General features: G+C 57.4%; 23 protein-coding genes and 1 pseudogene. 3 read left to right on the plus strand and 21 right to left on the minus strand.

What is annotated here, in order from left to right; all coding sequences use genetic code 11:
- Positions 1 to 77 precede the first annotated feature (77 nt).
- Positions 78 to 389 carry a hypothetical protein gene (locus A7Q00_RS10045; RefSeq protein WP_064090407.1) on the plus strand — a complete coding sequence of 104 codons (312 nt, stop codon included), beginning with the start codon at positions 78 to 80 and terminating at the stop codon, positions 387 to 389.
- 422 nt (positions 390 to 811) lie between these two features.
- On the opposite strand, the gene A7Q00_RS10050 is transcribed toward A7Q00_RS10045, so the two are convergent.
- The 8 genes from A7Q00_RS10050 to tmk all read right to left on the minus strand — a co-directional run bounded on the left by A7Q00_RS10050 (position 812) and on the right by tmk (position 9,646).
- Positions 812 to 1,156 (minus strand): DUF5713 family protein, encoded by a 345-nt coding sequence (locus A7Q00_RS10050; protein WP_064090408.1) that lies wholly within the window; start codon positions 1,154 to 1,156, stop codon positions 812 to 814.
- A 308-nt stretch (positions 1,157 to 1,464) separates the two neighbouring features.
- Positions 1,465 to 2,127, minus strand: coding sequence for a metallophosphoesterase (locus tag A7Q00_RS10055; protein ID WP_064090409.1), 663 nt, complete (start codon positions 2,125 to 2,127; stop codon positions 1,465 to 1,467).
- A gap of 145 nt (positions 2,128 to 2,272) precedes the next feature.
- Positions 2,273 to 2,953, minus strand: coding sequence for an MOSC domain-containing protein (locus A7Q00_RS10060; protein WP_245637560.1), 681 nt, complete (start codon positions 2,951 to 2,953; stop codon positions 2,273 to 2,275).
- 260 nt (positions 2,954 to 3,213) lie between these two features.
- A complete protein-coding gene (locus A7Q00_RS10065; protein WP_064090410.1) occupies positions 3,214 to 3,669 on the minus strand; it encodes a hypothetical protein in 456 nt (151 codons plus the stop codon).
- A 288-nt stretch (positions 3,670 to 3,957) separates the two neighbouring features.
- Positions 3,958 to 5,982, minus strand: a complete 2,025-nt coding sequence (locus tag A7Q00_RS10075) for an OPT family oligopeptide transporter (RefSeq protein WP_064090412.1) — start codon at positions 5,980 to 5,982, stop codon at positions 3,958 to 3,960.
- A gap of 424 nt (positions 5,983 to 6,406) precedes the next feature.
- Positions 6,407 to 8,389, minus strand: a complete 1,983-nt coding sequence (gene tkt, locus A7Q00_RS10080) for a transketolase (RefSeq protein WP_064090413.1) — start codon at positions 8,387 to 8,389, stop codon at positions 6,407 to 6,409.
- A gap of 56 nt (positions 8,390 to 8,445) precedes the next feature.
- A complete protein-coding gene (locus tag A7Q00_RS10085; RefSeq protein ID WP_064090414.1) occupies positions 8,446 to 8,847 on the minus strand; it encodes a hypothetical protein in 402 nt (133 codons plus the stop codon).
- A 181-nt stretch (positions 8,848 to 9,028) separates the two neighbouring features.
- On the minus strand, positions 9,029 to 9,646 hold the full coding sequence (tmk, locus tag A7Q00_RS10090; RefSeq protein WP_064090415.1) for a dTMP kinase: 618 nt from the start codon (positions 9,644 to 9,646) through the stop codon (positions 9,029 to 9,031).
- Between the two features lie 55 nt (positions 9,647 to 9,701).
- Here tmk and A7Q00_RS12990 point away from each other — a divergent pair.
- Positions 9,702 to 10,530 (plus strand): annotated as a pseudogene (locus tag A7Q00_RS12990) (IS630 family transposase); the annotation flags it as partial.
- 183 nt (positions 10,531 to 10,713) lie between these two features.
- Here A7Q00_RS12990 and A7Q00_RS10100 read toward each other — a convergent pair.
- The 9 genes from A7Q00_RS10100 to ppx form a co-directional block, all read right to left on the minus strand.
- Entirely contained in the window at positions 10,714 to 11,541 is an 828-nt protein-coding gene (locus A7Q00_RS10100; RefSeq protein ID WP_218915562.1) for a DKNYY domain-containing protein, read from the minus strand.
- A gap of 124 nt (positions 11,542 to 11,665) precedes the next feature.
- Complete coding sequence (locus A7Q00_RS10105; protein ID WP_064090417.1) at positions 11,666 to 12,268, minus strand: inner membrane-spanning protein YciB; 603 nt, start codon at positions 12,266 to 12,268, stop codon at positions 11,666 to 11,668.
- Between the two features lies 1 nt (position 12,269).
- Positions 12,270 to 13,265 (minus strand): endolytic transglycosylase MltG, encoded by a 996-nt coding sequence (mltG, locus tag A7Q00_RS10110; RefSeq protein ID WP_064090418.1) that lies wholly within the window; start codon positions 13,263 to 13,265, stop codon positions 12,270 to 12,272.
- Positions 13,266 to 13,415: 150 nt separating this feature from the next.
- Positions 13,416 to 14,726, minus strand: a complete 1,311-nt coding sequence (locus tag A7Q00_RS10115) for an MFS transporter (protein WP_064090419.1) — start codon at positions 14,724 to 14,726, stop codon at positions 13,416 to 13,418.
- On the minus strand, positions 14,723 to 14,902 hold the full coding sequence (gene ccoS / locus A7Q00_RS10120) for a cbb3-type cytochrome oxidase assembly protein CcoS (protein WP_003822854.1): 180 nt from the start codon (positions 14,900 to 14,902) through the stop codon (positions 14,723 to 14,725). The genes A7Q00_RS10115 and ccoS overlap by 4 nt, the downstream gene beginning before the upstream one ends.
- The gene (locus tag A7Q00_RS10125; RefSeq protein WP_064090420.1) at positions 14,902 to 15,213 is read right to left on the minus strand and encodes an HLGFF motif protein; all 312 of its coding nucleotides are present in this window, start codon (positions 15,211 to 15,213) and stop codon (positions 14,902 to 14,904) included. The genes ccoS and A7Q00_RS10125 overlap by 1 nt, the downstream gene beginning before the upstream one ends.
- Positions 15,214 to 15,276: 63 nt before the next feature.
- On the minus strand, positions 15,277 to 15,822 hold the full coding sequence (locus A7Q00_RS10130; protein ID WP_064090421.1) for an NUDIX hydrolase: 546 nt from the start codon (positions 15,820 to 15,822) through the stop codon (positions 15,277 to 15,279).
- A 118-nt stretch (positions 15,823 to 15,940) separates the two neighbouring features.
- Entirely contained in the window at positions 15,941 to 17,128 is a 1,188-nt protein-coding gene (locus A7Q00_RS10135) for a lysozyme inhibitor LprI family protein (RefSeq protein ID WP_064090422.1), read from the minus strand.
- 212 nt (positions 17,129 to 17,340) lie between these two features.
- Positions 17,341 to 18,834 carry an exopolyphosphatase gene (gene ppx, locus A7Q00_RS10140; protein WP_064090423.1) on the minus strand — a complete coding sequence of 498 codons (1,494 nt, stop codon included), beginning with the start codon at positions 18,832 to 18,834 and terminating at the stop codon, positions 17,341 to 17,343.
- Positions 18,835 to 19,087: 253 nt separating this feature from the next.
- On the opposite strand from ppx, the gene A7Q00_RS10145 reads away from it, so the two are divergent.
- A complete protein-coding gene (locus tag A7Q00_RS10145; RefSeq protein WP_245637561.1) occupies positions 19,088 to 20,563 on the plus strand; it encodes a patatin-like phospholipase family protein in 1,476 nt (491 codons plus the stop codon).
- A 385-nt stretch (positions 20,564 to 20,948) separates the two neighbouring features.
- Here the strand turns inward: A7Q00_RS10145 and gcvP are convergent, their stop codons facing one another.
- The 4 genes from gcvP to A7Q00_RS10165 form a co-directional block, all read right to left on the minus strand.
- Complete coding sequence (gene gcvP / locus A7Q00_RS10150; protein ID WP_064090424.1) at positions 20,949 to 23,801, minus strand: aminomethyl-transferring glycine dehydrogenase; 2,853 nt, start codon at positions 23,799 to 23,801, stop codon at positions 20,949 to 20,951.
- Between the two features lie 188 nt (positions 23,802 to 23,989).
- On the minus strand, positions 23,990 to 24,523 hold the full coding sequence (locus A7Q00_RS10155; RefSeq protein WP_064090425.1) for a hypothetical protein: 534 nt from the start codon (positions 24,521 to 24,523) through the stop codon (positions 23,990 to 23,992).
- A gap of 269 nt (positions 24,524 to 24,792) precedes the next feature.
- Complete coding sequence (recX, locus tag A7Q00_RS10160; RefSeq protein WP_064090426.1) at positions 24,793 to 25,254, minus strand: recombination regulator RecX; 462 nt, start codon at positions 25,252 to 25,254, stop codon at positions 24,793 to 24,795.
- Entirely contained in the window at positions 25,241 to 25,939 is a 699-nt protein-coding gene (locus A7Q00_RS10165) for a phosphoglycolate phosphatase (protein WP_064090427.1), read from the minus strand. The genes recX and A7Q00_RS10165 overlap by 14 nt, the downstream gene beginning before the upstream one ends.
- Positions 25,940 to 26,058 lie beyond the last annotated feature (119 nt).

Consider the following 26,058-nt stretch of genomic DNA (forward strand, 5'->3'; position numbering starts at 1 on the left):
TCCAAGCGTAGCCTGCGGCAGATTAAAGGCAGCCTGAAACCGGTCAAAAATCAAATCGACTCCGATAAGGGAAATCTATGCGCCGATACCTAATCACTGCCATATTGTCTGTTTTAAATGTACTTTTGATTTTATGGATATTGGGTGAGCTGCCATCCCTGGCTGATTTCATCACCGGTATTCCCAACCATGATTTCCGCGATTTCATCTCGGGTGTAGCCGAATTGCTGGTGCAATATTTGGCAAGCCTGTTGATTGTTTATCTGTCGTTTTGCCGTCTGCCCGTTAAAGGAGCGGCAGCTGTCAGAATATTTTGCCCGATAATCGTTTGCCTGTTGTTGGATATATTGTTCTGCTTATTTGTATACAGGATGTTTTTTATAGTTTGACTATTGGCGGTGGGATGGGTTTAGCCCATCAATCTCCGGAATGCCATGGAATGGTGGGTTGAAACCTACTGTTATCCCGCAGAAAGCAGAATAAAGGCTGCCTGAAAACCGGTTTGGTTTTCAGGCAGTTTTTTATAGTGGATTGAAACACAAGAATACTGTTGTGCGGTCTGCCTTGCTATAGTGGATTAACAAAAATCAGGACAAGGCGGCGAGCCGCAGACAGTACACACGTTACGGCAAGGCGAGGCAACGCTGTACTGGTTTTTGTTAATTCACTATATAACGTGTGTACTGCCTGCAGCCCGCCATTTTGCCCCATTTTTATTTTAACCCCGCCCACCTCGAAGCGCAGAAAGCTGCCGTGCTGCATTTGGCTGGCTTGGGGCGGGCTTTCAGGTAGCCTGGGGAAGGCAGGAGGTTTACCAATCGTCTTGTGTGGCGGCGAGACGTTCGGTGTCGGTGTCGTAGATGCCGTAGCATTGGGCAATGTAGGCGAGGTCGTTGCCGATGGCGTCGCGCAGGGTGTTGCCGCCTTCGATGTCGAACTCTTCGCGCAGTTGGTTAAAACGTTCGGCGGCCGCTTGGGTGAATAGGTAGAGGGCTTCGGCATCAGACGGCGGGTCGGCTTCGATTTGGCGGCAGGTATCGGCTAGGATTGCTTCGCCGCGTTGGGCAAACTCGAAGGGGAAGCTGTTGTCGTTGTAGATGTCTTGCAGGAAGGTGTAGTCAGCCAGTTCGGGGTTTTGCAGATTGTGGCGGCTCATGGCGGTCTCCTTGGGTTGGTGGAATGGTTTTGCATTGTACCCGAAACCGCGGGTTACAAGCCTGGCGGTGTGGGCTTAAAGGCTACCTGAAGATTTCAGGTAGCCTTTTTTGATGCAGTTGGGTGTTGAAGCTGTTGGGATATTTGTGCTGGCGGCAAGTGTTTTTTATGGGATGCCGATGTGTTATGGCAAACTGGTTTGGCTTTCGCCAAAACATGGGCTTGCTTTGCCGTATTGCCAGGCTGTGTGCGGCTTGCTGCCTTGTATTGCCAATCGGTTTGGCTGGTTATAAAGGCTACCTGAAAATTCTATTCAGCTGCCGGGGGATTGAGTTCGGCCAGTTTTTGCTCCACCCAGCTGCGGGCTGCATCGGGAGTATCGGGCATGGGTTCGGCTTCGCCGAAGTGGGACACGGCGGGCAGGGGGCGCAGGAGGGTGTCGATGTCTTGCGGGCTTAAAAAGCGGCCGTGCAGGTCGAAACCGACGTTGAGGGCGCGGCCGGGGAGGGGGGCGAGGCGGTCGTGCAGGTGGCCGTAGAGGTGATACCAGCCTTTGTGGCAGCCGTCCCATTCGTTGATGGGGTAGTGGAATAAAATCAGGGTGTTGTTGATTTCTGGCAGCTTGAGCTTGAGGTAGGGTTGGGCGGAGGCGAGCAGGGGGTGGCCGTCGGCTTTGGTGGTTTGGAAGAATCGGCCGATGTGGCGTTGGATGAGGTCGTCGTGGTTGCCGAAAATCAGGTGGTGGCGGCCGTTGAGGCGGGAGAGTAGGTGGGTGATGTGTTTGAGGTCGTGGGAGAAGCTGAGGTCGCCCAAGTTGTACACTTCATCTTCGGGGGAAACGGTTTTGTTCCACATGGCTACGAGATGTTCGTCCATCTCTTCAACGCTGGCGAAGCGGCGGAACTGGGGGCAGAATTTGGCAATGTTTTTGTGGGAGAAGTGGAGGTCGGAGGTAAAGAAGATTTTGCTCATATTGGTATGAAGTTCAAGGCGGTTGCTCACTGCGTTGCCGTACGGTTTGTGGCTAGCTGCATGAAGAAATCATTATTTCGGCTATACCTGAAAACAGGGCTTCAACGCGGTTGAAGCGAATTGTCGGTAGAGTTGAAATGGTGGTTCAGCCGAAGAGGCGGCGCTGCCAATCTTCGCATTCGCCGGTGTCGAGGCGGCGTTGGAACATATGCTGCCAGGAAGTGGGCAAGGGTAGTTGCAGCACTTCGCGCATAGCCTGGGGCTGGCAGTTTCGGCTGTCGATGAGCTCGAGGATGCGGCTGAGCGGCCATTCGGCATAGGGACGGGCGAGGAGTTGCACGCTGTCGCCCGCTTGGATGTGGCCGCTTTGCAATACGCGCAAATACCAGCCGCAGCGCAGATTGTGCTGCACTTGGGCGGCCATGTCGGGCACACCGAAGCGTTCGTTGAGTTTCCAGCAGGGCTGCCGGCCTTGGCTGACTTCGAAGCGGGCGCTGCCGATTTGCCATTGGTCGCCGAGGCAGACTTGCCATTCGTCTGTGCCTTCGATGCAGAGGTTTTCGCCGAAGCCGCCGGCGCGGAAGTGCGGATTGCCGGGGAATTGGGCTTGCCATTGTTCGTAGTGGTGTTGGGCGTAGCAATGCAGGGCTTTGTCGACACCGCCGTGGTAGCGCGGGTCACCCACGCCGTCGCCTACCAGGCCGGTGGGGGTGGCTTCGATGGGGCCGGTGACGGGTTGTTTGTCGATGCCGCTGATTTGGCCGCGGGCAAAGGGTTTGGGCTGGGCAATGCGGATTTCGCTGATGGTGGCGATGGTTTGAGGCATGATGGTTTGCTGCATGAATACGTTGGCGCTGATTATATAGCAAGCCAAATTAACTTTCGATATAAGGTGGAGAGCCGCAGGTGGCGCGAAAGTATGGCAAGGCAGAGCAAGGCTGTGGTGAAAGTTAGGTTGGTTATAGTGGATGGCATCGGGTGTTGAAAGGGCTACCTGAAAGTTTCAGGTAGCCCAGTTCCGACAGTTTGAACCAAGGCAATAAAAAACAGGCAAGCCTGAGGCATGCCTGTTTGCAAGTTGGGCGGTTAATCTTGGAAGATTTGTTGGTTGCCCACGAATACATTGCTGCTGTATTGGCAGCCGGATTCGGTTTTGCAGCCGGGGATGGTTACGCTTAAGGTGTAGCGGCCGGTGCGGGTGGGGCGCAAGCCGAACATGGGGGCGTCGTCTCCTCGAGTATCGGCTTTGACTACGCTGCCATCGGCTGATTTGAGGGTGAGGTCGATGTTGTCGCAGTCGTGATCGCAGGCAGCGAAAAAGGTATAGTATTTGCCGGCGGTGAGCTGAACCTGGTGGGTTTTGGTTTCGCCCACTTTGGCGTTGCCTTGGAACAGCTCTGCTTGGCGGGCGCTCGGGTCTTTTTCCTGCATAAGTTGTTTGTAAACCTGTTGGACTTCGGGCAGCCATGAGCCACTGGGCTCAGCCAGGGCGGCGGGGGCGGCAAACAGGGCGGCCAAGCCCAATGCGGCAAACTTTTTCATGTATCTTCCTTTTGTTCGGTTAGGTAAAGAGTACGCGTATTATAAGGTAAAGCTAGGAAATATTCTGGGTTTTATGTTCTTTTAAATCAATTATCCATACCGTTGCTTCGTGTGTTTGCAGATGATATGCGCAAAGCGGCGGGCTGCTTGAAAAATATCCTGCCCGATTTTCAGGTAGCCTTTTGTAGGGGGGGTATGGCCAGCCTGAGTTTCCAAACCGGGGCAGCATACAAAAATAAAAACCGCCCGGAAGATATCGGGCGGTTTTTGCATTGGCGGTGAGGCGGTTTATTTGGTTTTCATCACGCGGCGGATGAAAATCAGCATCCCGCCGATGAAGAAGGCCAGGCCGAGGAATTCGCTGATGGTGCCCCAGTTGTCCAGGTTCAAGGCCAAGGGGGAATCCGAGCCGCCGCTGGTAACGGACAGGGCGATAATCAGCGCCATAATCACGCCAATCAGGCTCTCGCCCACAATCAGGCCGGCGGCAAACAGGGTGCCCACGCGCTCGGCATCTTTCTGTTTGGCCTCATCTTTGCCGATGCGGCGTTTCAGGAAGGCAGCCATGATGGCGCCGATGGCAATCGGCATATTGATGGCCGGCGGCAGATAGATGCCCATGCCCACGGCCAGGGTGGGCAGCATCAGTTTGGAGCCGCTGCGTTTGAATGCTTCGTTGATGATGATGAGCACCACCCCGATGCCGATGCCGGTGAGGATGTAGTTCCATTGTAGGGTATCAGAGAAAATGGCTTTGGCGATGGTGGTCATCAGCGTGGCCTGCGGTGCGGCCAGTGCTTGGCTCGGATCCATATCCGGGCGCGGCATGGCGCCGGTGAAACCGTAGGCGGCGTAGAGCAGCTCGAGCACGGAAGACACCACGAACGCGCCCACCACGCAGCCGATAATCAGCGCCACTTCCTGACGCCACGGGGTGGCTTTAATCAGGTAGCCGGTTTTCAGGTCTTGCAGGTTGTCGTTGGAGATAGAGGCCACGGCCACCACAGCAGAGCCGCAGAACAAGGTGAGCGCCACCAGGAAGTTGCGCGTGCCTTCATCGGCAAACAGGTTGTTGGCATTGCCGATGCCCAACAGCACCAGCGAAATGGCCACCACGGAAATAATACCGATGCCGGAAATCGGGCTGGAAGAAGAGCCCACCAAGCCGGCCATATAGCCGCAGGCAGCCGCTACCAGGAAACCGATAACGAAAGCCAATAAGGTGCAGACTACTACCAACAGCCAAGCCGTGCCGGTAGGCAGGTTGGCATCGGCCACGAATTGGTAGAAGGAGAAGCCCAAGAGCAGCATCATGCCTAGTGCATAGGCAATCATGGCTTTGGGCGACAAGTCTTGCTCAACGCGTTCCAGCGCAGCACCTTCACCGCCTTTGATGGCGCGGAACGACATTTTCATGCCTTCCAGGGTGGGTTTGAGCAGGGTAATCAGCGTCCAGATTGCGGCAATACCGATGGTGCCGGCGCCGATAAAGCGCACTTTTTCTTTCCACAACCGCATGGCGAAAGCAACCATTTCCATATCGGCCGGCTGCGGATTGGTGGCGGAGAAATAGGGGATGGCGATGCCCCAGGCAATTGCAATGCCCACCAACATGGCAATACCGCTGGCCAGGCCGACCAAATAGCCGGCGCCGAGTAGAGCCAATGAGAAGCCCATCGGGATTTGGAAAATAGACGCGCCGGCTTTAAACCACAGACTGGCACTGTCGGCCACTACGCGCAAGCCGTTGCTGGCAAAGCTGAAAATACCGGAAATCACGCCACCGGTAACGATTTCGCCGATACCGCTGTCAGCTTTTTGCGCGGTATCTGCGTTTTCTTCACCTACTACGCCGTCACCGCTGCCGACTTTCAAAATCTCGGCTGCTGCCACGCCTTCGGGATAGGGCAAATCGCTTTTCACTACCATGGCATAGCGCAACGGGATGGTGAAAATCACCCCCAAGATACCGCCGGCCATACACAGCAGAGTGGTTTGCCAAAACGGGAAACCTGTCCAATAGCCGCTCATTAAGAGGCCGGGCAGGATAAAGATCACGGAAGAGAGCGTACCCGCGGCAGAAGCCTGGGTTTGCACCATGTTGTTTTCAAGGATATTACTGCCTTTGGCGAATTTCAAAATCGCCATGGAAATCACGGCAGCCGGGATGGAAGAGGCAAACGTAAGGCCTACTTTCAGCCCTAAATAGATATTGGAAGCGGTAAACACCACAGTGATTAACGCGCCCAACACCATACCGCGCAGGGTAAGCTCCCTGTAATTGGCATAAGGATCATGGGTGGATAGAGACATTTTCTTTACCTTTGGTTGAAACGAGGTTGCATTCTTTTTCGATATGAGGTTTATGTCAAGAAAAATATTGCAAATGTAAAATTTTATTTACAAATTAGCTAAGTTTACTTGGTGATTTTTTATGAATGAAAATATCTATATACTTTAAGAGTGATAATTTACTTATAAAAAATTATATTGTTATATTAAGTATAAAAATCATTAATCAGGAAATATGTGTTGTGTAGGTAATGAATTTTTTACAAATCCTTACGTTCTGTGATTGTAAAAAATATAGGGAGTTGGGCAGAGATAGCAGCAGATACAGGCAAATTAGGGTGCAGAAGTGAGGAGTGAAAGCTAGCTGAAACCATATTGGCTCAAGTAGAAGAGAGGCTACCTGAAAGCTTTCAGGTAGCCTCTCTAAACACAGCATCGGGCTGTTTTACAACACCGATTTCACAGTATCAACCACATTGTCCACGGTAAAGCCGAATTCTTTGAACAGCAGTTCGGCAGGGGCGGATTCGCCGAAGCGGTTGATGCCGACGACTGCGCCGTTCAGTCCGACGTATTTGTACCAGCCGTCGGCGTGTCCGGCTTCTACGGCGATGCGCGGCAGGCCTTCGGGCAGGACGGTGGCTTGATAGGCGGTGTCTTGGCGGTCGAATACGTTGGTGGACGGCATGGAGACGACGCGCACGGCGATGTTTTGCGCGGCGAGGGCTTTTTGCGCTTCCAAAGCCAGCTCGACTTCGGAACCGGTGGCCATGATGACGGCTTGAGCGTTGCCTTGGGCTTCGCTGATGACGTAGCCGCCGCGTTTGATGTCGTTCAGTTGTTGTTCGTTGCGCGCTTGGAATTTCAGGTTTTGACGGCTGAAAATCAGGCAGGACGGGTGGTCTTCGGCTTTTGCCGCTTCCGCCCATGCGACCAAGGATTCGGCGGTGTCGCACGGACGCCATACGTCCATATTCGGAATCAGGCGCAGGGTGGCGGTTTGTTCGACGGGTTGGTGGGTCGGGCCGTCTTCGCCAAGACCGATGGAATCGTGGGTAAAGACGAAGACGGGGTTGATTTTCATCAGTGCCGCCATGCGCAGGGCGTTGCGCTGGTATTCGCTGAACATCAGGAAAGTCGCGCCGAACGGTTTCACGCCGCCGTGCAGGGCAAGGCCGTTCATGATGGCGCCCATGCCGAACTCGCGCACGCCGTAGTGGATGTAGTTGCCGCCTTTGTCGCGGGTAACGGAGACGCTGTTTGACCAGTCGGTCAGGTTGGACGGGGTCAGGTCGGCCGAACCGCCCACCAGTTCGGGCAGCTCTTTGGCGAGGATTTCGATGCTGTTTTGGCTGGCTTTGCGGGTGGCGATGGTTTCGGCTTTGGCGCACACTTCTTGCAAGGCCGTCTGAATATAGGCATCGAAGTTTTCAGGTAGCCTGTGTTCCATACGGCGCACGAATTCTGCGGCTTCGGCGGGATATTTGGCTTGGTATTGCGCGAACAGCCCGTTCCATTCGGCTTCCAGTTTCGCGCCTTGTTCTTTCGCGCTCCATGCGGCGTAAATTTCTTGCGGGATTTCAAAGGCGGGGTAAGCCCAGCCCAGATGTTTGCGCGTGGCTTCGATTTCATCCGCGCCCAAAGGCGCGCCATGGGTTTTATGGCTGCCTTCTTTGTTGGCGCTGCCTTTGCCGATTAAGGTTTTGCAGCAGATGATGGACGGTTTGCCGGTTTCGGCGCGGGCGGCTTCGATGGCCGTCTGAATGGCGGCGGTGTCGTGGCCGTTTACGTTGGGAACGACGTGCCAGCCGTAGCTTTCAAAGCGTTGAGGGATGTTTTCGGTAAACCAGCCGTCCACTTTGCCGTCGATGGAAATATTGTTGTCATCATACAAAACAATCAGTTTGCCCAAGCCCAAAGTGCCGGCGAGCGAACAGGCTTCGTGCGATACGCCTTCCATCAGGCAGCCGTCGCCCATGAAGACGTAGGTGTAGTGATCGACGATGTTCAAACCGTCTTTATTGAACTCGGCGGCAAGGATTTTTTCCGCCAATGCCATGCCTACCGCGTTGGCAATGCCTTGTCCCAACGGGCCGGTGGTGGTTTCCACGCCGTCGGTGTAGCCGTATTCTGGGTGGCCGGGGGTTTTGCTGTGCAGCTGGCGGAAGTTTTTCAGGTCTTCAATGCTCAGGTTGTAGCCGGTCAGGTGCAGCAGGCTGTACAACAGCATGGAGGCGTGGCCGTTGGAGAGGATGAAGCGGTCGCGGTTGTAGAATTTGGGGTTGGCGGGGTTGTGGCGCAGGAATTTCGTCCACAAGACTTCCGCCATTTCCGCCATGCCCATGGGCGCGCCGGGGTGGCCGGAGTTGGCTTTTTGGATGGCGTCGGCGGAGAGGAAGCGGATGGCGTTAGCAAGTTGGGAGGGCATGGTGTTTCCTAACAGTTTGGTTTGAAAAGGGATAAGGCTACCTGAAAACGGGTCGGCTATTCGCCGCTCAACAGGCTGTAATTCTCGTAAACGGATTCGACGAGCGGGGTAAAGTCATCGGCGGAGAAATGGGCATGGCCGATGCCGATTAACCGGCTTAAAGGGTCGTCTGCATCGGCGGGTTCGGCATCTTCATCGGTAACAAAATCCTGCCGTGCGCGCGCCATCATGCCTTGCACATATTTCGCGCCCACGCCGAGGCCGGTGAGTTTATCTGCCACATAGGCATCAATATCGTCGGCATCCATCAGGCACACCAGCCGGCCGAAGCCGAAGCAGTAGCCGTAGAAGGTGAAGCCCGCCACTTGAAACAGCAGTTCGTCGTTGATATCCCAGCGCGGATCGCTCGTGATGGCGGAGAAAAGGCGGTTTGCTTTGTCGTGGAAGGCTGGTTGCATGGGATTTTAAGATACAGTTTACGGGTGGGCAGGTGCCGGGAACGGCGCGGATTATCGCACTTTTGGCCGCGCCGTTCAAAATATGGTGGATGAACAAAACGCGACAGCGTTGGCTCGCCTTGCCGTACTCCCTGCATTGTTTGCGGCTCGCCGCCTTGCCCCGTTTTTTTCATCCGCTATATCAGGCGAACAGTTTTTCCAGCGCGGCTTCGATGTCATGGCGCACTACGGCCTTGCTGCGGCTGCTGTCGATTACCGTGTAGCGTTCGGGCGCGGCGGCGGCGCGTTCGAGGTAGCTTTGGCGTACGCGAGTGAAGAAATCGGCTTCTTCTTGCTCGAAGCGGTCTTTGGTGCGGCTGCGTTCGATGCGCCTGAGCGATACTTCCAGCGGCACGTCGAGCAGGATGGTGAGATCGGGGCGCAGGCCGCCTTGCACCCATTGTTCGAGTGCGGCAATGTCGGCTTCGGGCAGGCCGCGCCCGCCGCCCTGGTAGGCGAAGGTGGCATCGGTGAAGCGGTCGGACACCACGGACACGCCGCCCTCCAGTGCGGGCAGGATAACGCTTTCGATGTGCTGAGCGCGGGCGGCGAACATGAGCAGGGTTTCGGCACGCAGCCCGGCTTGGGTTTTCGGGTTGAGCAGCAGGCGGCGCAGGGCTTCGCCCAAGGGCGTGCCGCCGGGCTCGCGGGTGAACAAGACGGGGCGCCCTTGTGCGGCAAACCATTCGCGGATCACAGCCAGCTGGGTGGTTTTGCCGGCGCCGTCGATGCCGTCGAGGGTGATGAAATGAGCAGTCATTTTTATAGTCAATTAAAAATAGAATAGTACAATACTCAACTTTGAAGGTCTAGCCATGGCATACTCTGCGGACTTAAGAAACAAAGCTTTAAACTATTACGAACAATGCAAAAACATCAGCCAAACCGCAGCAACGTTTAACTTGTCAAGAAACACGCTTTACCTGTGGATGCGCCTTAAAAAACAAACAGGCAGCCTAAAACATCAAGTTACCGGTCTAAATGCCGTCAAATTGGATAGGCAAAAACTGGCTCAATATGTTGGGCAACACCCGGATGCCTATCTGCATGAAATCGCCAAACATTTGATTGTACGGCAGCCGCCATTAGCTATGCACTCAAACAGATGGGAATGACGCGCAAAAAAAGACCACCACTTACAAAGAACAAGACCCGGCCAAAGTAACGCATTATTTGACACAGCTGGCCGAATTTTCCGACTACCAACGTGTTTATTTGGATGAAACAGGATTTGACCGCTACCTGTTCCGTCCCTATGCCCGCAGCCTGAAAGGGCAAATAGTGAAAGCGCAGATAAGTGGGAAAAGATACCAACGCTTATCTCTGGTGTCCGCACAAGTCGGCAACCGGCTGATTGCTCCGATGGTTTATCAAAATACGATGACCGGCGTCTTTTTTGAAGCGTGGTTTCAGCAATGCCTACTGCCCGCATTGACTCAAAAATCGGTGATTATTTTAGATAATGCACGATTTCACCGTATGGGTGTCTTACGGGAAATGGCGGAAAAATTGGGGCATAAGGTATTGCCTCTTGCACCTTATTCACCGGAGCTCAACCCGATTGAGAAGGTGTGGGCGAATATTAAGCGGTATCTTCGAACCGTATTGTCTGATTACGCCCGATTTGACGATGCGTTACTGTCCTATTTTGATTTTAATTGACTATAACTCCGTTGAGGCTTACGTTTCAGCTTTGCAGAAACCCAGACTTGCTTTGCAAAACATCGTTTACTGCGTTGAGGATGGGTTTTCAGGTAGCCTTTAGTTTGGCAGAGACTACCTGAAAACCGTTATGGTTAAGATGGATACGCGGCGGTTCACTTTTTTTCATCCTTCAACTTCGGTCATGGCCTCACCGTAACGGTAATATCGGTTTTTATCTTTGCCGTAAGGCAGTTCCCAGCCTTCTGGCGAGGTAAGTAAGACCACTTCGAAGCTACCGCAATCAGCTTCTGACACGAGCCAATATGCATGATAAACATATTTGTCGTCTTTGGAATAGAAATGCTGCAGCTTTTGCCAAGTGGCAGGGTTGGCTTTGGGCAGGATGTTTTTCTCGTAGAAAACGTGAGTGCCGTCTTTGGCAAAATTGCCGTCATTCATGGACATGAAGGTGGTAGGGTCGGCTTCAGGCAGAATTTCTACTTCGCTGTGAAGGTTTTTGTAGTACACCTGCCGACCGTCTTTGGCATAGCCTGCAGGAATGATTGAGCGAACGGTTCTTTTGATGCCGTCATCAAACTCCCTGCAATTATCATTACCGTAGTCCATCAGAAAAACACCTGCGTCACAAACTTCAAAATTGTCCGCATCGGCAGGCTCAAAGCTGCCGCCTGTGGTCCAAACGGTTCGGCGGTCGGTGGCATAGCATTCGTTGAGTACTTCGAAACGGGAAGGGTCTGCCCTTTTGAGCTCGCGTCCTGCAATATAGCAGCGGTTATCGTCTTTGGCGAAGAGGCTGTTGTAATAGACGAAGGTTTCGGGGTTGGCCCTTTTGACAGGAGTGTCGCGGTAGAAGACCAGTTTGCCGTTGGTCCAGTAGCCAATGATTTCTTGGGTGTCTTCCAAATAGAAGCGTGGGTCGGTGTCGATAACCCAATCCAAATCGTCTGGGTCGATGTTGTGGCTGATAAAGGGTGGTTTTTTAGCGGGCATGGACATGGTTTATTGTATTGGAAATATAGCTTTATTTTGGTCTCGGCTTCGCTTTCAGGTAGCCTTTTTTTCAGTTTGAGGCTACCTGAAAAATGTACGGATGGGATTTCAGGTAGCCTTCAGTTTAGTGCTGCTGTTGGCTTGGTTGTTCGCTTGTTTCGTTTTCGCCCGCGGTGTCGCTTTCGATATTGAGGTGTTTGCGCAATACGAAGGCTTGGGCGGCGAGGAAGATGCCCATCAGGATAAGCTGGCCGTAGCTTTTGAAGTGGATAAACAGATTTTTGGCCTGCTCGGAGGCGTCGTAGTGGTAGAGGCCGAACCAGTAGTGCAGGGCGGCGAGCAGGAGGAAGAAGGCGGCCCAGGCGTAGGTGAGGCGTTGCCAGCCTTGCGGGCCGAAGCGGAATACGTCTTTGGCCACGGGCTGCATCAGGGGTTTGCCGATGAGGGCGCTCACGGTCAGGGCGAGGGCGAAGCTGAGGTTGATGATGGGGGTTTTCCAGCGCAGGTAGAGGTCGTCGCGCAGGAGGATGGTGGCGCCGCAGAAGAGGATGGTGAGCACGAGCACCACCCATTGCTGTTTGGTGAGCCGCCATTTTTGCCGCACGAGGTGGATACCGTACACAACCAGGGTGGCGGCCAATACGGCGGCAGCGCCGGCCAATAGGCCGAATTTCTTGGAGGCGATGAAAAAGGCGAGGAGGGGGAGGAGGTCGAGCAGGGCGGTCATGTTACGGCCTTTTCAAAATATAGCGGCGGACGTTGGCGTTATGTTCTTCTAAGGTGCGGCTGAATTCGCTTTTGCCGGTATCGTCCATACGGGAGACGAAGTAGAGGTAGTCGGCGTTGCTGGGGTGGGCGGCGGCTTGGAGGGCGGCTTCACCGGGCAGGGCGATGGGGGTGGGGGGCAGGCCGTCGCGGGTGTAGGTGTTGTAGGGGGTGTCGCGCTGGAGGTCGGCGCGGCGGATGCGGCCGTTGTAGGCGCTGCCCATGCCGTAAATCACTGTGGGGTCGGTTTGCAGGCGCATGCCTTGGTTGAGGCGGTTGACGAACACGGCGGCCACGTTGGCGCGGTCTTCTTCGTGCGCGGTTTCTTTTTCGATGATGCTGGCCATGGTGAGCAGCTCGTAGGGGTTCTTATACGGCAAATTGCCGGCACGGTCGCTCCAGGCGGATTGCAGCTGGTTTTGCATACGGCGGTAGGCAAGGCGGTAGATTTGCAAATCGCTGCTGTCGTAGTCGATTTCGTAGCTGTCGGGGAAGAAGCGGCCTTCGGGATGTTGCACGTCGGCATCGGAGGCGACGGCGGCGAGGAGCTGTTGGTCGCTCCAAGATGCGGTGTCGTGGCGGATGTCGGCGGTTTGGTTGATGAGGCGGCGCATTTGGGCAAAACGCATGCCTTCGATGATGCGCACGGTGACGGTGTCGGGGCGGCCGTTTTTCAGGTGGTGCAGGATTTGCCAGGAGGAGGCGCGGGGCTGGAGGCGGTAGTTGCCGGGCAGGAGCTGTTTGTGGGTGCCGGTGAGGTAGGCGGCGGCCACGAATACCCAGCGGCTGTAGATGGCGTCGTTGGCGGCCAGCGTGCGGCTCACGCTGCCGATGCCGCTGCCGCGCTCTATCCGTAGGCGTTGGCTGTGGGTGTCTTTGGGGGCGAAGAGCAGGCCGGCAAACAGGGCGGCGGCCAGCAGGATAAGGGCAAGTAGGGAATAGAGGATTTTTTTCAGCATGGGTTTCGGTGTGGCCGATTAAAGGGCGGCAGTATAGCCCAGGGTGGGGCGGATGCGAAGCGGCGGGGTTGATTTGGAGGGCGGGTAAAGGCTACCTGAAACTGCTTTTTTGTTTTTCAGGTAGCCTTTCTGCGCTTTGCAGGCCGAACTTTACTCTTCTTCTTTGCCAAACCAGCGTTGCCAGCCTTCGCGGATTGGCGGGGCGATTTTCAGCAGATACACCAACACCACAATATTGCCCGCCGCCACGATGAAATAAAGCAGGTTGATGCTGTCGAACAGCCACAAAAGGATGGCGGAGAGCAGGGCGGCGGCCACCATGAAGAGGCCGTTGATGATGTTGTTGGCGGCGATGGCGTGGGCGCGGAATTCTTCGCTGCTGGCGGTTTGCAGCCAGGTGTAGAGCGGCACGGAGAAGAAACCGCCGCAGAAGCCGAGCAACACGATGCAGAGCATCACGGCATAGGCCTCGCCGCGCAACAGGAAGCTGCCGATGCCGCTGTATTCGTGATAGTGCGTGCCATGCACGAGGGAAACGAGCAGCAGGCCGAATATGGCCATGCCCACCGTACCCACCGCCACCCAGCCGAGGTTGAGCCGGCGGTGGCTGAGTTTGGCGCACAGCACGGAGCCGCTGCCGATGCCGATGGAAAACAGGGTGAGCATCAGGTTGAACACATTATCGTTGCCGCCCAGGTGCAGTTTGGTGAAGGTGGGCAGCTGGGTGGTGTACACCGCGCCGATAAACCAAAACCAGGAAATGCCGATGATGGCGGCGTAGATTTCGCGGTTGGCAAAGGCTTGTTTCAGAATGGCTTTGGAATTGCGCACAATGTGCCAGTCGATTTTTGCTTCCGGGGTTTTCGGCGCCACGCGCGGCATAAACAGGCTGGAGGCGAGGCCGCAAACAGCGATGATGAGCAGGAAAACGGATACCGTGGTGCCGCCGATGCCGGCCAGAATGGTGCCCAAAATCTGGCCGAACAGGATGGCGAGAAACGTGCCGCCTTCCACCAGGCTGTTGCCCACAATCAGCTCGTGTTCGTCCAAATAATCGGGCAACACGGCGTATTTAAGCGGGCCGAACAGCGTGGAATGCAGGCCCATCAGGAAAATGCAGAGCAGCAAAAGCAGCAGCGACTGGCTGAGGAAGCCCACCGTGGCCAGCAGCATAATCAGCACTTCGGCCACCTTCACCGCCACCGCCATGCGGCTGCGGTCGAATTTGTTGCACAGCTGGCCGGAGAGGGCGGAAAACAAGAAAAAGGGCAACACAAACAGAAGCGCGCTCACGTTAATCATTTGCGCCGGTTCGATGAGGCCGTTTTTGCCCAAACCATAAAAGCTGATCATGGTGGCCAGCGCGATTTTGAATAAGTTGTCGTTGAGCGCGCCGAGGAATTGGGTGCCGAACAGCGGGGCAAAGCGGCGGGTGGCGGCGAATTTGAAGCCTGGGTTCATGGTTTGTCCTGCGGGGGGGGGGAGTCGGGATGGACGGAATCGTCGTCCATCAGAATGCGGTGGGCGGGGCCTTCCAAATCGTCAAACTGGCCGTTGTGGCCGGACCACCAAAAGAAATAGCCGATTACGAAGGCCAATACGATGCTGATGGGAATCAGGATAAACACGCTGTCCATCAAAGGTTTCCTTCCAAATCGGTGAGCAGCAGGGTGTGGCCGCCGAGGCGCAGGTATTGCTGGCGGATGTCGGCTGCCAGGCCGCCTTCGGCATCATACAGGGCAATGCCCTCGCCGTGCGGCTGCCAAACCAGCAGCTGGCCGGCCAGGGCTTCCAGCGCGCGGGCGGGCGCGGCATCTTCCGGCGGCAGCGCGGCGGCGTGCGCCTGAATCATGGCGTTGCCGGCGACGGGCTCGTCGTCGTTGTCGGCCATGAGTACGAGGAAACCGAGCAGGGTGCCGTTGGGGGTGCTGAGGGTGAATTGGCGCATTTTCAGGTAGCCTTTGTTGTTGGGCGGGTTCGGTATGACCCGCCTACTTTTTTTCAGGTAGCCTTAATCGGCGGACGGGCTGTTGAGCAGCCAATATTGCAGGCCGACCAGGGTTTTGCCGTCTTGGATTTGGTTGGCGGCAACGGCTTCCCGCACGGCTTGGCGCGAGAGCAATACGGTTTCGACAAATTCGTCTTGGTCGGGCTTGCGGGTGCTGGTGGGCGTGATGCCTTCGGCGAGGTAGAGGTACATTTTCTCGTTGCAGAAGCCGGGGGCGGTGTAGAAGGTATGCAACAGGCGCACGGATTGGGCGCGGTAGGGGGTTTCTTCTTCCAGTTCGCGCGCGGCGCACACGGCCGGGTCTTCATCGGGGTCGAGCTTGCCGGCGGGCAGTTCGAGCAGGGCCTGGCCGGTGGCGTAGCGCCATTGGCGCACCAGCACCACTTCGTCTGCCTCGGTAACGGCCAGCACGCAGGCGGCACCGGGGTGGCGGATAACGATGCGGTAGCCTTGGTTGCCGTTGGGCAGCCGTACGGTGTCGCGGGCGATGGTAACGAATTTGCCGTCGAAAATCGGCTCGGAGGAGAGTTGGGTTTCGGTGAGGTTCATAGTATTTATTCAGGCTACCTGAAAACGAAGTTTCGGCGTAGCCGAAGCTGAGTTTCTGCGAAGCTAAAACGAAGTTTCTGAAGGGGGTAGGTTTTCAGGTAGCCTTTATGGAAACAGGTTATTGGGAAACGTAGCCGCGCAATTCTTTGGCTTTGGCACGGGCTTCGGTGGCAATGCATTCTTGTTCGGCCAGCTGCCCGGCAGTGCCGCCGCCTGCCTGCTGCGCGGCGGCGGTGCATTTGGCTGAGGCGCTGCGCTTCCAGCTTTGGAAGTCTTGGCCGATGATGTCTTTCACGTCGTCAGACACGCTCTGCCACACGTTTTGCAATTCCTGTACGGCGGCACGGCTGCGGTTGCCGGCTTCGGCGATTTGGTTGGCAGCCTGGTTTTCGGCCTCTTGTTTGAGGGCGGGGATGCGCTGCTGGATTTCGCGGTTTTCGCATTCGAGGCGCAGGGCTTCCTGCTCTAAGGGTTCGGCCGAGTCGGACGTGCTTTGGCGGGCGCATTGGCTCGTCCGCAGGCGCGCCCACTGCTCTTGTGAGTCTTTGAGCGCGGTACGGGCGGCCGCAGGCAGGGCCTGCCAGGCGTTATTGAGGTTTTCCTGCGCCTGTTTGTTTTCGGCGCGCAGCAAATCGATGCGGGTTTGCAGGCGGGTGTGGTCGACGAAGTTGATCGCTTGTTGGCGGGTTTCCTCGGAGGCAGCCTGTCGGCGTATTTCGGCTATTTGTTTGGCCAAATCAGGGGCGGCAAGGTAGAAGGCGGCGGGATAGAGCAGGCCGGCGGCGATTTCTTTGCTGGCCACGTTCACGACGAGTTTGTCGCCGTTGTCGGTTTGGCTGACGGTGTAGCTGAAGGGGGCGATGAAGCCGCCTTTGCCGTCGGGCTTGAGCATATCGCCCGCGCTCATCAGGCCGTTGTAGTCGATGCCGTCGGTTTCGTTGATTTCAAGGTAGTTTTCGATGCTTTGTTTGATGCGGGTTTGGGCTTCGGGCTTGGGGGCGAGGCGCAGGGTGGCTTCGCAGGAGAGCGTTTTGCTGCCTTCGGAGGCGGCCTGGGTGGTGCGGATGTCGGTGATTTCGAAGCCGAGCTGCCCGAAGGCGGCCTGCACTTCGGATGCGTCGGATTCGAAGTGGGGCAGGCCGCTTTCTTGGGCGGGCGACACGGCGGCCTGGATTTGGTCGGTAAGCTGCCCGATGGCTTCGGGCGCTTGGCAGCTGAGGGCAACGGGTTTGGCTTCTTCCTTGCCGCAGGCGGTAAGCGTGGCGGCAATCAGGAGGGGGAGGGCTGGGCGGATGAGGGGGTTCATGTCTGGATTTCTTTGGCTGGATGGGAATGACGGTATTTTATAGCAAATCACACGGGCTTTCGATTGGTGTTCCACTATCGTTGAGGCCGTGGTTTTCAGGTAGCCTTTCTCTGGCCGGGGAGGCTACCTGAAAAAGGAGGGTTGGGTTTTCAGGTAGCCTTTGTTTGGCGTGGCGGCGGAAGGCTACCTGAAAAGTTTGTTCTATGCCGGCGTTATTGCAGCAGCAGCCCGAAGCGGATGCCGATTTTGCGCCATTGGGCGGCGTCGTCGGCCAGCGCGCCGGCGGTGAGGGGGTTGTCTTCCGGCCATTGGCGGCTGATGGCGAGGGTGTAGTTTTTGTTTTCGTAGCTCAGTCGGGTGCCTGCGGGCAGGGTGATGGGTTGGCGGGCGCGGCAGAACAGTACGGCCAGGCGCAGGGCGGCCACGGCAAGCCACATGGTGGGGCTGATGGGCAGTTCGGCCATTTTTTTCAAGTCGCCGCGCTGGCCGAGCACCAGGGTGGCGAGGATTTGCTGCTCTTGGCGGGAAAATCCGGGCATGTCGGCCTGCCCGAGGATGTAGGCGGAGTGTTTGTGGTAGGCGGTGTAGGCGATGTCGGTGCCGATTTCGTGCACGAGGGCGGCCCAGCGCAGGTATTGTTGCCAGTATTGGCGCTCTTTTTCGGGTTCGCGTTCGGCGAGCATGTCGAAGAATTGGGCGGCAAGGGCGGCCACGCGTTTGGCTTGGTTTGGGCTGACGTGGTAGCGCTGTTGGAAGTGGGCGATGGTTTGCTCGCGCATGTCTTCGTTGAGCTGGCGGCCGATGAGGTCGTAGAACACGCCGTCGCGCAGGGCGGCGTCGGTTACGGTCATGCTGTCGATATCGAGCTCGGCGAAGACGGCGCTCATCACGGCCAGCCCGCCGGCGAATACTTCGATGCGGTCGGCCTTCATGCCGTCGAATTTGGCTTTTTTGGCGCTGCCGGCTTCAATCAGGCGGGCGGCGATTTTTTGCAGGGCAGCGGGGGTGATGCGGTTGTCTTCGGGATTGGCGGCGGCAATGAGGTCGCGCAGGGTGCGGGCGGTGCCGGAAGTGCCCACGGCCAGCTGCCAGCCGGTATTTTTCAACAGCTTGGCGATGCGCTGGATTTCGCTGCGGGCGGTGTTGACGGCGAGCTTGAAGGATTCGGCGGATACTTTGCCTTTGGGGAAGAAACGCAGGCTGTAGCTCACGCAGCCGAGGTTGAGGCTTTCGGTGATGTCGGGCTGCAGGCGGCTGCCGATTACGAATTCGGTGGAACCGCCGCCGATATCGACCACCAGCATCTGCCCGCTGCCGGGCGGCAGGGTGTGGATGACGCCGGTGTAGATGAGGCGGGCTTCTTCGCGCCCGGCGATGATTTCGATGGGGAAGCCCAAGGCGGCTTCGGCGAGCGGCATGAAGGGGGCGATGTTTTTGGCCACGCGGAAGGTGTTGGTGGCCACGGCGCGCACCTGTTCGGGCGGGAAGCCGCGCAGGCGCTCGTGGAATTTGGCCAGGCAGGCCAGCGCGCGCTCTTGGGCAACCCGGCTAAGCTGTTTGTGTTCGTCCAGCCCGGCGGCAAAGCGCACCATGTCTTTGATGGAATCAACGATTTGCAGCTGCCCGTTGTGATTGGTGCAGATTTGCAGGCGGAAACTGTTGGAGCCGAGGTCTACCGCGGCCAGCATATTGGCGGGGATGGTCATATGGGGATTCAATTCACTTTCGATACAGGCGGCGGGCCGAATCACAATACGGCAAGGTGGGCTGTGGCCGTAGCGGAAACAGGGTGAAGCCGCTATCGGGTATGCCGGGCGGCAGGCGTATATCTTACCTTGCTGCGGGGAGCGTGTCATTACGGGGCGGGGATGAGTATAATACCGCTCCAAATCAAGGCTACCTGAAATTTCAGGTAGCCTCGTCATGTTGTAGCACAACAAATAAACGGAAAACAGACTGATGCGGATTAAAACACCCCACACAATATTCAAACGCGGCTCGGCCGCCGCCTTGCTGGCGCTGCTTTCGGCCTGCTCGCTGGTGAACTATCGGCCGGTGGCCACCATTTCGAAAGTGGACACCACGCAGGGCTACCGGCTGGAGCAGAGCATCGCGCAGCAAAACGACGATGTATTCGTGGTGCTGCTGTTTTCCGGCGGCGGCACGCGCGCGGCGGCTTTGGGCTACGGCGTGCTCGAAGAGCTGGCCAAGCAGCCGGTGTACATCGAAGGGAGGGAGAAGCCGCTGCTCGATAGCGTGGACTTGGTGTACGGCGTGTCCGGCGGCTCGGTGCTGGCCACTTATTATTCGCTCCACGGGCGCGACACCATCCCCGCATTCGAACAGCAATTCTTGAAGCAGAACTTCCAAAAACAGGTGAGCCGGCAGGTGTTTTCGCTGGCCAACCTGCCGCGCCTGACCTCGCCCGAATTCGGGCGCGGCGATTTGCTGCAGGAGCAGTTTGAAGCCAGCCTGTTCGGCCACGCCACCTTCGGCGATTTGGCCAGGCGGCGCAAAGGCCCGTTTGCCGTGGTGTCGGCCACCGATATGTCGATAGGGCGGCGCTTTGATTTCACGCAAGAATTTTTCGACTTGATGTGCCTCGACCTGTCCGATTTGCGCCTGGCGCGCGCCGTGGCCGCCTCCAGCGCCGTGCCCGTGGTGTTCAGCCCGATTACGATCAACAACAACGGCGGCAACTGCGGCTACACCCTGCCGCCGCGCCTGCAAAACGCGTTGGAACACGGCAGCGACGAGCAGCAGCAAACCCGAACCCGCCGCGAGTTCGGCCAAGAGTTGGCGCTATATCAAAACAGCAAAAGCCGCCCCTACATCCACCTGCTCGACGGCGGCCTCACCGACAACCTCGGTTTGCGCGGCCTGCTGGACGCCGCTGAAATCTACCCCAGCCATACCCTGTACCGCCAGCTGGCCAACCAAAACGTGCGCAAAATCATCGTAATCAGCATGAACGCGCAAAACCAGCCCGACAGCATCATCGACCAAAGCGCCAAAGTGCCCGGCCTCTACGATGTGTTGAGTGCCATCATCAACGTACCCATCGACCAAAATTCGCAGGAGTCGCTACGCCGCATCCGCGCCGTGGCCGACCAATGGAACAGCCAGGCCGGCAGCCGCAAAGGCCACCCGATCAGCATGCATTTCGTGAGCCTCAGCCTGCGCGACTTGCCCGATTCCCCCTTGCGCAAAAACGTGCTCAATATTTCCACAAGCTTTTACCTGCCGCGCGAAGACATCAACAACCTGAAAGAGGCTGCCCGCGTGCTGATGCGCCAATCGCCCGAATACGCCCGCGCCTTGGCCGAGCTCTCGAAAGAGGCCGCGGCCGCTTCCGCCGTGCCCGCCGGGGAAGTCTGCGCAGGCAGCGGGAAAGAAGGCCTGGCAGAATGTTTGCGGGAAGAAAAGGCGGAATGAAGACGGCTGTCTGAACGGCAATGCGGAGCTGAAAGGCTACCTGAAAAATTTCAGGTAGCCTTTGGTGTGCGTTGGGCTTGCGGCCGATCAATTTATAGTGAATTAACAAAAACCAGTACAGAGTTGGCTCGCCTTGCCGTAACAGTGTGTACTGTCTGCGGCTCGCCGCCTTGTCCTGATTTTTGTTAATCCACTATACTTTCCACTCCGGCGTTGGCTTGCCTTGCTGCATTCCCGTGCTGTCTGTGGCCTGGCTTTCTCTTTAAGTTCAATCTGCCCGATTTGGTAAAGGGCTGGTTCTGATGCCAAATGCAAACTATAAAAGGCTACCTGAAAATGGGATTTCAGGTAGCCTTTGCCTTGATGGCAGGGTTAATGCCGATGTTTAGCCTTCATAGTGCTCGATGCTGGGGCAGGAGCAAACCAAGTGGCGGTCGCCATATACGTCGTCGATACGGTTTACGCTCGGCCAGAATTTGTTCTCGCGCACATAGGGCAGGGGATAGACGGCTTCTTCGCGGCTGTAGGCGCGTTTCCACTCGCCGGTTACATCGGCGGCGGTGTGCGGTGCGTTGACCAGCGGGTTGTCATCTTTCGGCCATTCGCCGCGCTGTACTTTCAGCGCTTCCTGCTTAATCTGTTTCATCGCGGCGATGAAGCGGTCGAGCTCGGTCTTGCTTTCGCTTTCGGTGGGCTCGATCATCAGCGTACCGGCCACGGGGAAGGACATGGTCGGGGCGTGGAAGCCGTAGTCCATCAGGCGTTTGGCAATGTCCACTTCGGTGATGCCGCTTTCGGCCTTGAGCGGGCGCAGGTCGATGATGCATTCGTGCGCCACGCGGCCGTTTTTGCCGGTGTAGAGCACTGGATAATCGGCGGAGAGCTGCTTGGCAACGTAGTTGGCGTTGAGCAGGGCGGTTTCGGTGGCTTGGCGCAAACCGTCTGCCCCCATCATGCTGATGTACATCCAAGTAATCGGCAGGATGCTGGCGGAGCCGTAGGGCGCGGCAGATACGGCACCCATGCCCGCGGTTGCGCCTTCCACCGGTGCCACGACGTGGCTCGGTGCAAACGGGGCGAGGTGGGTTTTCAAACCGATGGGGCCCATGCCGGGGCCGCCGCCGCCGTGCGGCACGCAGAAGGTTTTGTGCAGGTTCATGTGCAACACGTCGGCGCCCACTTCGGCCGGCTGCATGATGCCGACTTGGGCGTTCATATTGGCGCCGTCCATATACACCTGGCCGCCGTTTTCGTGGATGATGCGGCAGATGTCGCGGATGCCTTCTTCATACACGCCGTGGGTGGACGGGTAGGTAATCATCAGTGCGCCCAGCGTATCTTTATACTGTTCGGCCTTGGCTTTCAGGTCGGCAATATCCACGTTGCCGTGCTCGTCGGTATCCACGATCACAATCTGCATACCGGCCATATGGGCGGTGGCGGGGTTGGTGCCGTGGGCGGAGCGCGGAATCAGGCACACGTTGCGTTCGGGGTGGCCTTGCGCTTCGTGGTAGCGGCGGATGGTCACCATGCCGGTGTATTCGCCTTGCGCGCCGGAGTTGGGCTGGATACAGATAGCATCGAAGCCGGTAACGGCCTTGAGCTGCTCTTGCAGGCCGTGGATCATTTCCAGGCAGCCTTGCACTTGTTCGCGCGGGGCAAACGGGTGCACGTTGGTGAATTCCGGCCAGGTAATCGGAATCATCTCGGCGGTGGCATTCAGCTTCATGGTGCAGGAACCGAGCGAAATCATGCTGCGGTTCATGGCCAGGTCGCGCTCTTCCAGTTTTTTCAGGTAGCGCAGCATTTCGTGTTCGGTGTGGTAGCTGTTGAACACGGGGTGTTGCAGGATGGCGTTTTTGCGCTGCAGGTTTTCAGGTAGCCTGCTGGCGGGCGCGTTCTCGGGCAGGGCGGCTGCCTTGCCGGTGAACAATTCCACCAGTTGGGCAAACTCTTCGGCGCTGGAGGTTTCGCTGAAGGCGGCAGCCAGCACGTTCTCGCCGATGCGCAGCAGGTTGAAGCCGGTATCCAGCGCTTTTTGGTACACGCCGTCGGCTTGCGCCTTGCTGCCGAAATCCACGGCTACGGTGTCGAAAAATACCGAATGCACCACTTTGCCGCCGGCAGCCTGCACTGCATCGGCAAAAGCAACAGCCAGCGCGTGGATACGGCGGGCGATGCGGTTTACGCCTTCAGGGCCGTGATACACCGCATACATACCGGCCAAGTTAGCCAGCAGCACTTGCGAAGTACAAATATTGGAATTGGCTTTTTCGCGGCGGATATGCTGCTCGCGGGTTTGCAGCGCCATACGCAGCGCCTGCTTGCCGGAAGCATCCACCGATACGCCGATGATGCGGCCGGGGGCGGAGCGTTTGTCTTTGTCTTTAAACGCAAAGTATGCAGCGTGCGGGCCGCCGAAGCCCATCGGGACGCCGAAGCGCTGGGTGCTGCCCAAGGCAATGTCGGCGCCTAGTTCGGCGGGTGGTTTCAGCAGCACTAGGCTCATGATGTCGGCAGCCACGGCGGCAATCGCGCCTTTGGCTTTCACGGCGGCAATCACGTCGGCCAAATCGGCCACGTCGCCGTCTTTGCCCACATATTGGAACAGCGCGCCGAAGTATTCGCCGTTGCGGGCGGTGTCGAAATCGCCCACCACCAGCTCAAAATCGAAATATTTGGCCCGGGTTTTGATCACGTCCAGCGTTTGCGGGTAAACGCGCTCGTCCACAAAGAATTGGTTGGATTTGGATTTGCCCACGCGGCGCGCCATGGTCATGGCTTCGGCGGCGGCGGTGGCTTCGTCGAGCAGGGAGGCGCCGGCCAGCTCGAAGCCGGTGAGGTCGATGCACACCTGCTGGAAGTTCAACAACGCTTCCAAACGGCCTTGCGACACTTCGGCTTGATAGGGCGTATAGGCGGTGTACCAGCCCGGATTTTCCAGCACATTGCGTAGAATCACATTCGGCAGGCGGGTGGGGTAGTAGCCTAGGCCGATATAGCTTTTATTGATACGGTTTTTGGCGGCGATGCCCTTGAGCTTGGCCAAGGCATCGGCTTCGCTTAATGCTTCGGGCAGCTGCAGCGAGCCGGGCATACGCACGCTTTGCGGCACGGTGTGCTCCACAAAGCTGCTCACATCTTTTTCGCCCAACGCGGCCAAAAGGGCGGCGCGGTCGGACAGGCTGAGGTGGCGGCCGATAAAGTCGTTGTGGTGGAAGAGTTCGTTAAACTTCATGATCCTGCATCCTTTCTGCTTGCTCGGTGTTGAGGGGGTGGGGGATTGGAACAGACGGTTGTATTGTAGCCTAAATTAGGGTGCTTGCGGCGGGTGTGGCAAAGATTCTGCCATTTTCTGCCGAGGGTTTTCAGGTAGCGCCAGAGGGGCGGCGGATAGATGGTTTAGATAGCAATGATGGTGACGGGTCAGCGGCGGAAGAGGTGCACGCCGTGCAGACGGAAGGACGGATTGGGGTGATCGGCCAGCAGGTATTCCCGCCCGTTTTCTTTGGCGATGGCGAAGCAGACTAAGGGGGCGCCGCCGTGGAAGAGGTGCAGTTTATCTGCTTCGTGCCGCCAATTGCCGCTGCAGCCGCAGTCGATTTCCCCTTCGCAGGCCGCCAATTCGGCTTTACCGGGCTCGTATTCCAGCTCGAAGCTGCCGTTGCGGTAGAGCCGTAAGGTGTGTTGCGGGCTGCGGTAGGTGGCGGTGCGGTTGAGGAAGCTGCCGTCCCATATGAGTTTGAGTATGGCGGGCAGGTCGAGCAGGGTGGTGATGCTGCCGGGATCGAGCAGGAGGAGCAGCCAGTAATACCACGGCTCCGCCCACTTTATGCTGCCGAGGAAGAGCAGGATGGGGCCGACCAAGGGGGTGAGCGAATGACCTTTGCGCAGGAAGAGCCAGTTGCATGAGGCGATGAGGGCAAAAAGGATGAGGGCGGGATAGGCGGTAACGGGCATGGCGGGTATTGGGGAAGGGGCTACCTGAACATATTGGCGGGTTTGTGCGTAAACGGCAGGCGGCCATATTTATCGTGAATTACAGGTTAGGATGCCGCTGCGTTGGCTCGGGCTGGCCGCATTGTCTGCGGCTTGCCGACTTGTCCTGTTCTTATTTAAATCCGCTCTACATCCGTACATTATTTTTCAGGTAGCCTTTGCAGCAGGATTCTGTATGGCAAAAGGCTACCTGAAAACGCCGAGTGGGTGCTTTCAGGTAGCCTTGCTGTTTATTCGTCCCACTCTTCTTCGTCCTGCCAGGCTTTATCCAGGGCGTGGCGGATGGTGTCGTGGTCGAAGCCGCGGTAGGCGAGGAAGCGGGCGGCGCGTTGCTGTGCGGCGAAGTCGGCGGGGGGCTGTTTGAACTTTTTGCGCAGCACGGCGCGGGCGGTGGCGCGTTCGCTGCTGCGGTCGGGCAGGGCGGCTTCGATGAGTTCGCTGTCCAGCTTTTGCTGTTGCAGTCCTTGGGCGAGGCGCAGGCGGCCGTAGCGGCTGCCTTTGCTGTATACGTAGCTTTCGGCGTAGCGCCGGTCGGATTGCCAGTTGCGCTCGGCAAACTCTTGCAGCAAGGCGTCGATTTCGGCGGGGTCTTCGGCGTAGGGCGCGAGTTTGCGCCGTAGTTCGGCCTGCGACATTTCCCGCCGCGACAATAAATCTAAGGCGCGGCTGCGCAGGGATTTAACGGCGGCCATCGGGGCGCAGGCGGTCGTAGATTTCGGGCAGGGTGCTGACGATCCAATCCGCGCGGGTGGCGGGATCTTCGGCCAGTTTGTCCATATCGGCATAGCCGTAGCGCACGCCGATGGCAAAGCAGCCGGCGGCTTTGGCGGCCAGGATGTCGTTGCGCGAATCGCCCACCATCGCCATGTTTTCCGGCTTCACGCCCAATACTTCGGCGGCGTGCAGCAGCGGCGCGGCATCCGGTTTGCGCTGCGGCAGGGTGTCGCCGCCCACCACGAGGCTGAACAGGTCGGCCAGGCCGAGGCGGCGCAGCAGCTCGGCGGCCCAGGCTTCGCGTTTGTTGGTGATTACGGCCAGCGGGATGCTGAGGGTTTTCAGGAGCTGGAGGCCGGTTTTCACTTCGGGGTAGATGTAGGTGTGGCGGTCGAGGTGTTCGGAATAATGCTGGGCAAACACGGCGAAGGCGCGCTGCCACACTTCGTCGGGGGCTTGGCCGTTTGGGTCGTTGGTGAGGGCGCGGTGCACGAGTTTGCCCACGCCGTCGCCCACGTAGGACATCATCAGTTTTTCGTCGAGCAGGGGCAGGTTTTCGCTGCGGCGGGCTTCGTTGGCAGCGGCGGCGAGGTCGGTAAGGGAATCGACTAAGGTGCCGTCCAAATCGAAGGCGGCGGCGCGGATTTCGGGGCGGGTGTTCATGGTGTGGCCTCGGGGTTTGGATAAAAAATGATGGCGGATTTTAGCATGAGGCGGATGGCTGGGAGGCTACCTGAAAGCTGTTTTCTCATTTTCAGGTAGCCTTAAGGCGATATGGCGAG

The sequence above is a fragment of the Eikenella halliae genome, from assembly GCF_001648475.1.
In the GTDB taxonomy this organism is placed as follows: domain Bacteria; phylum Pseudomonadota; class Gammaproteobacteria; order Burkholderiales; family Neisseriaceae; genus Eikenella; species Eikenella halliae.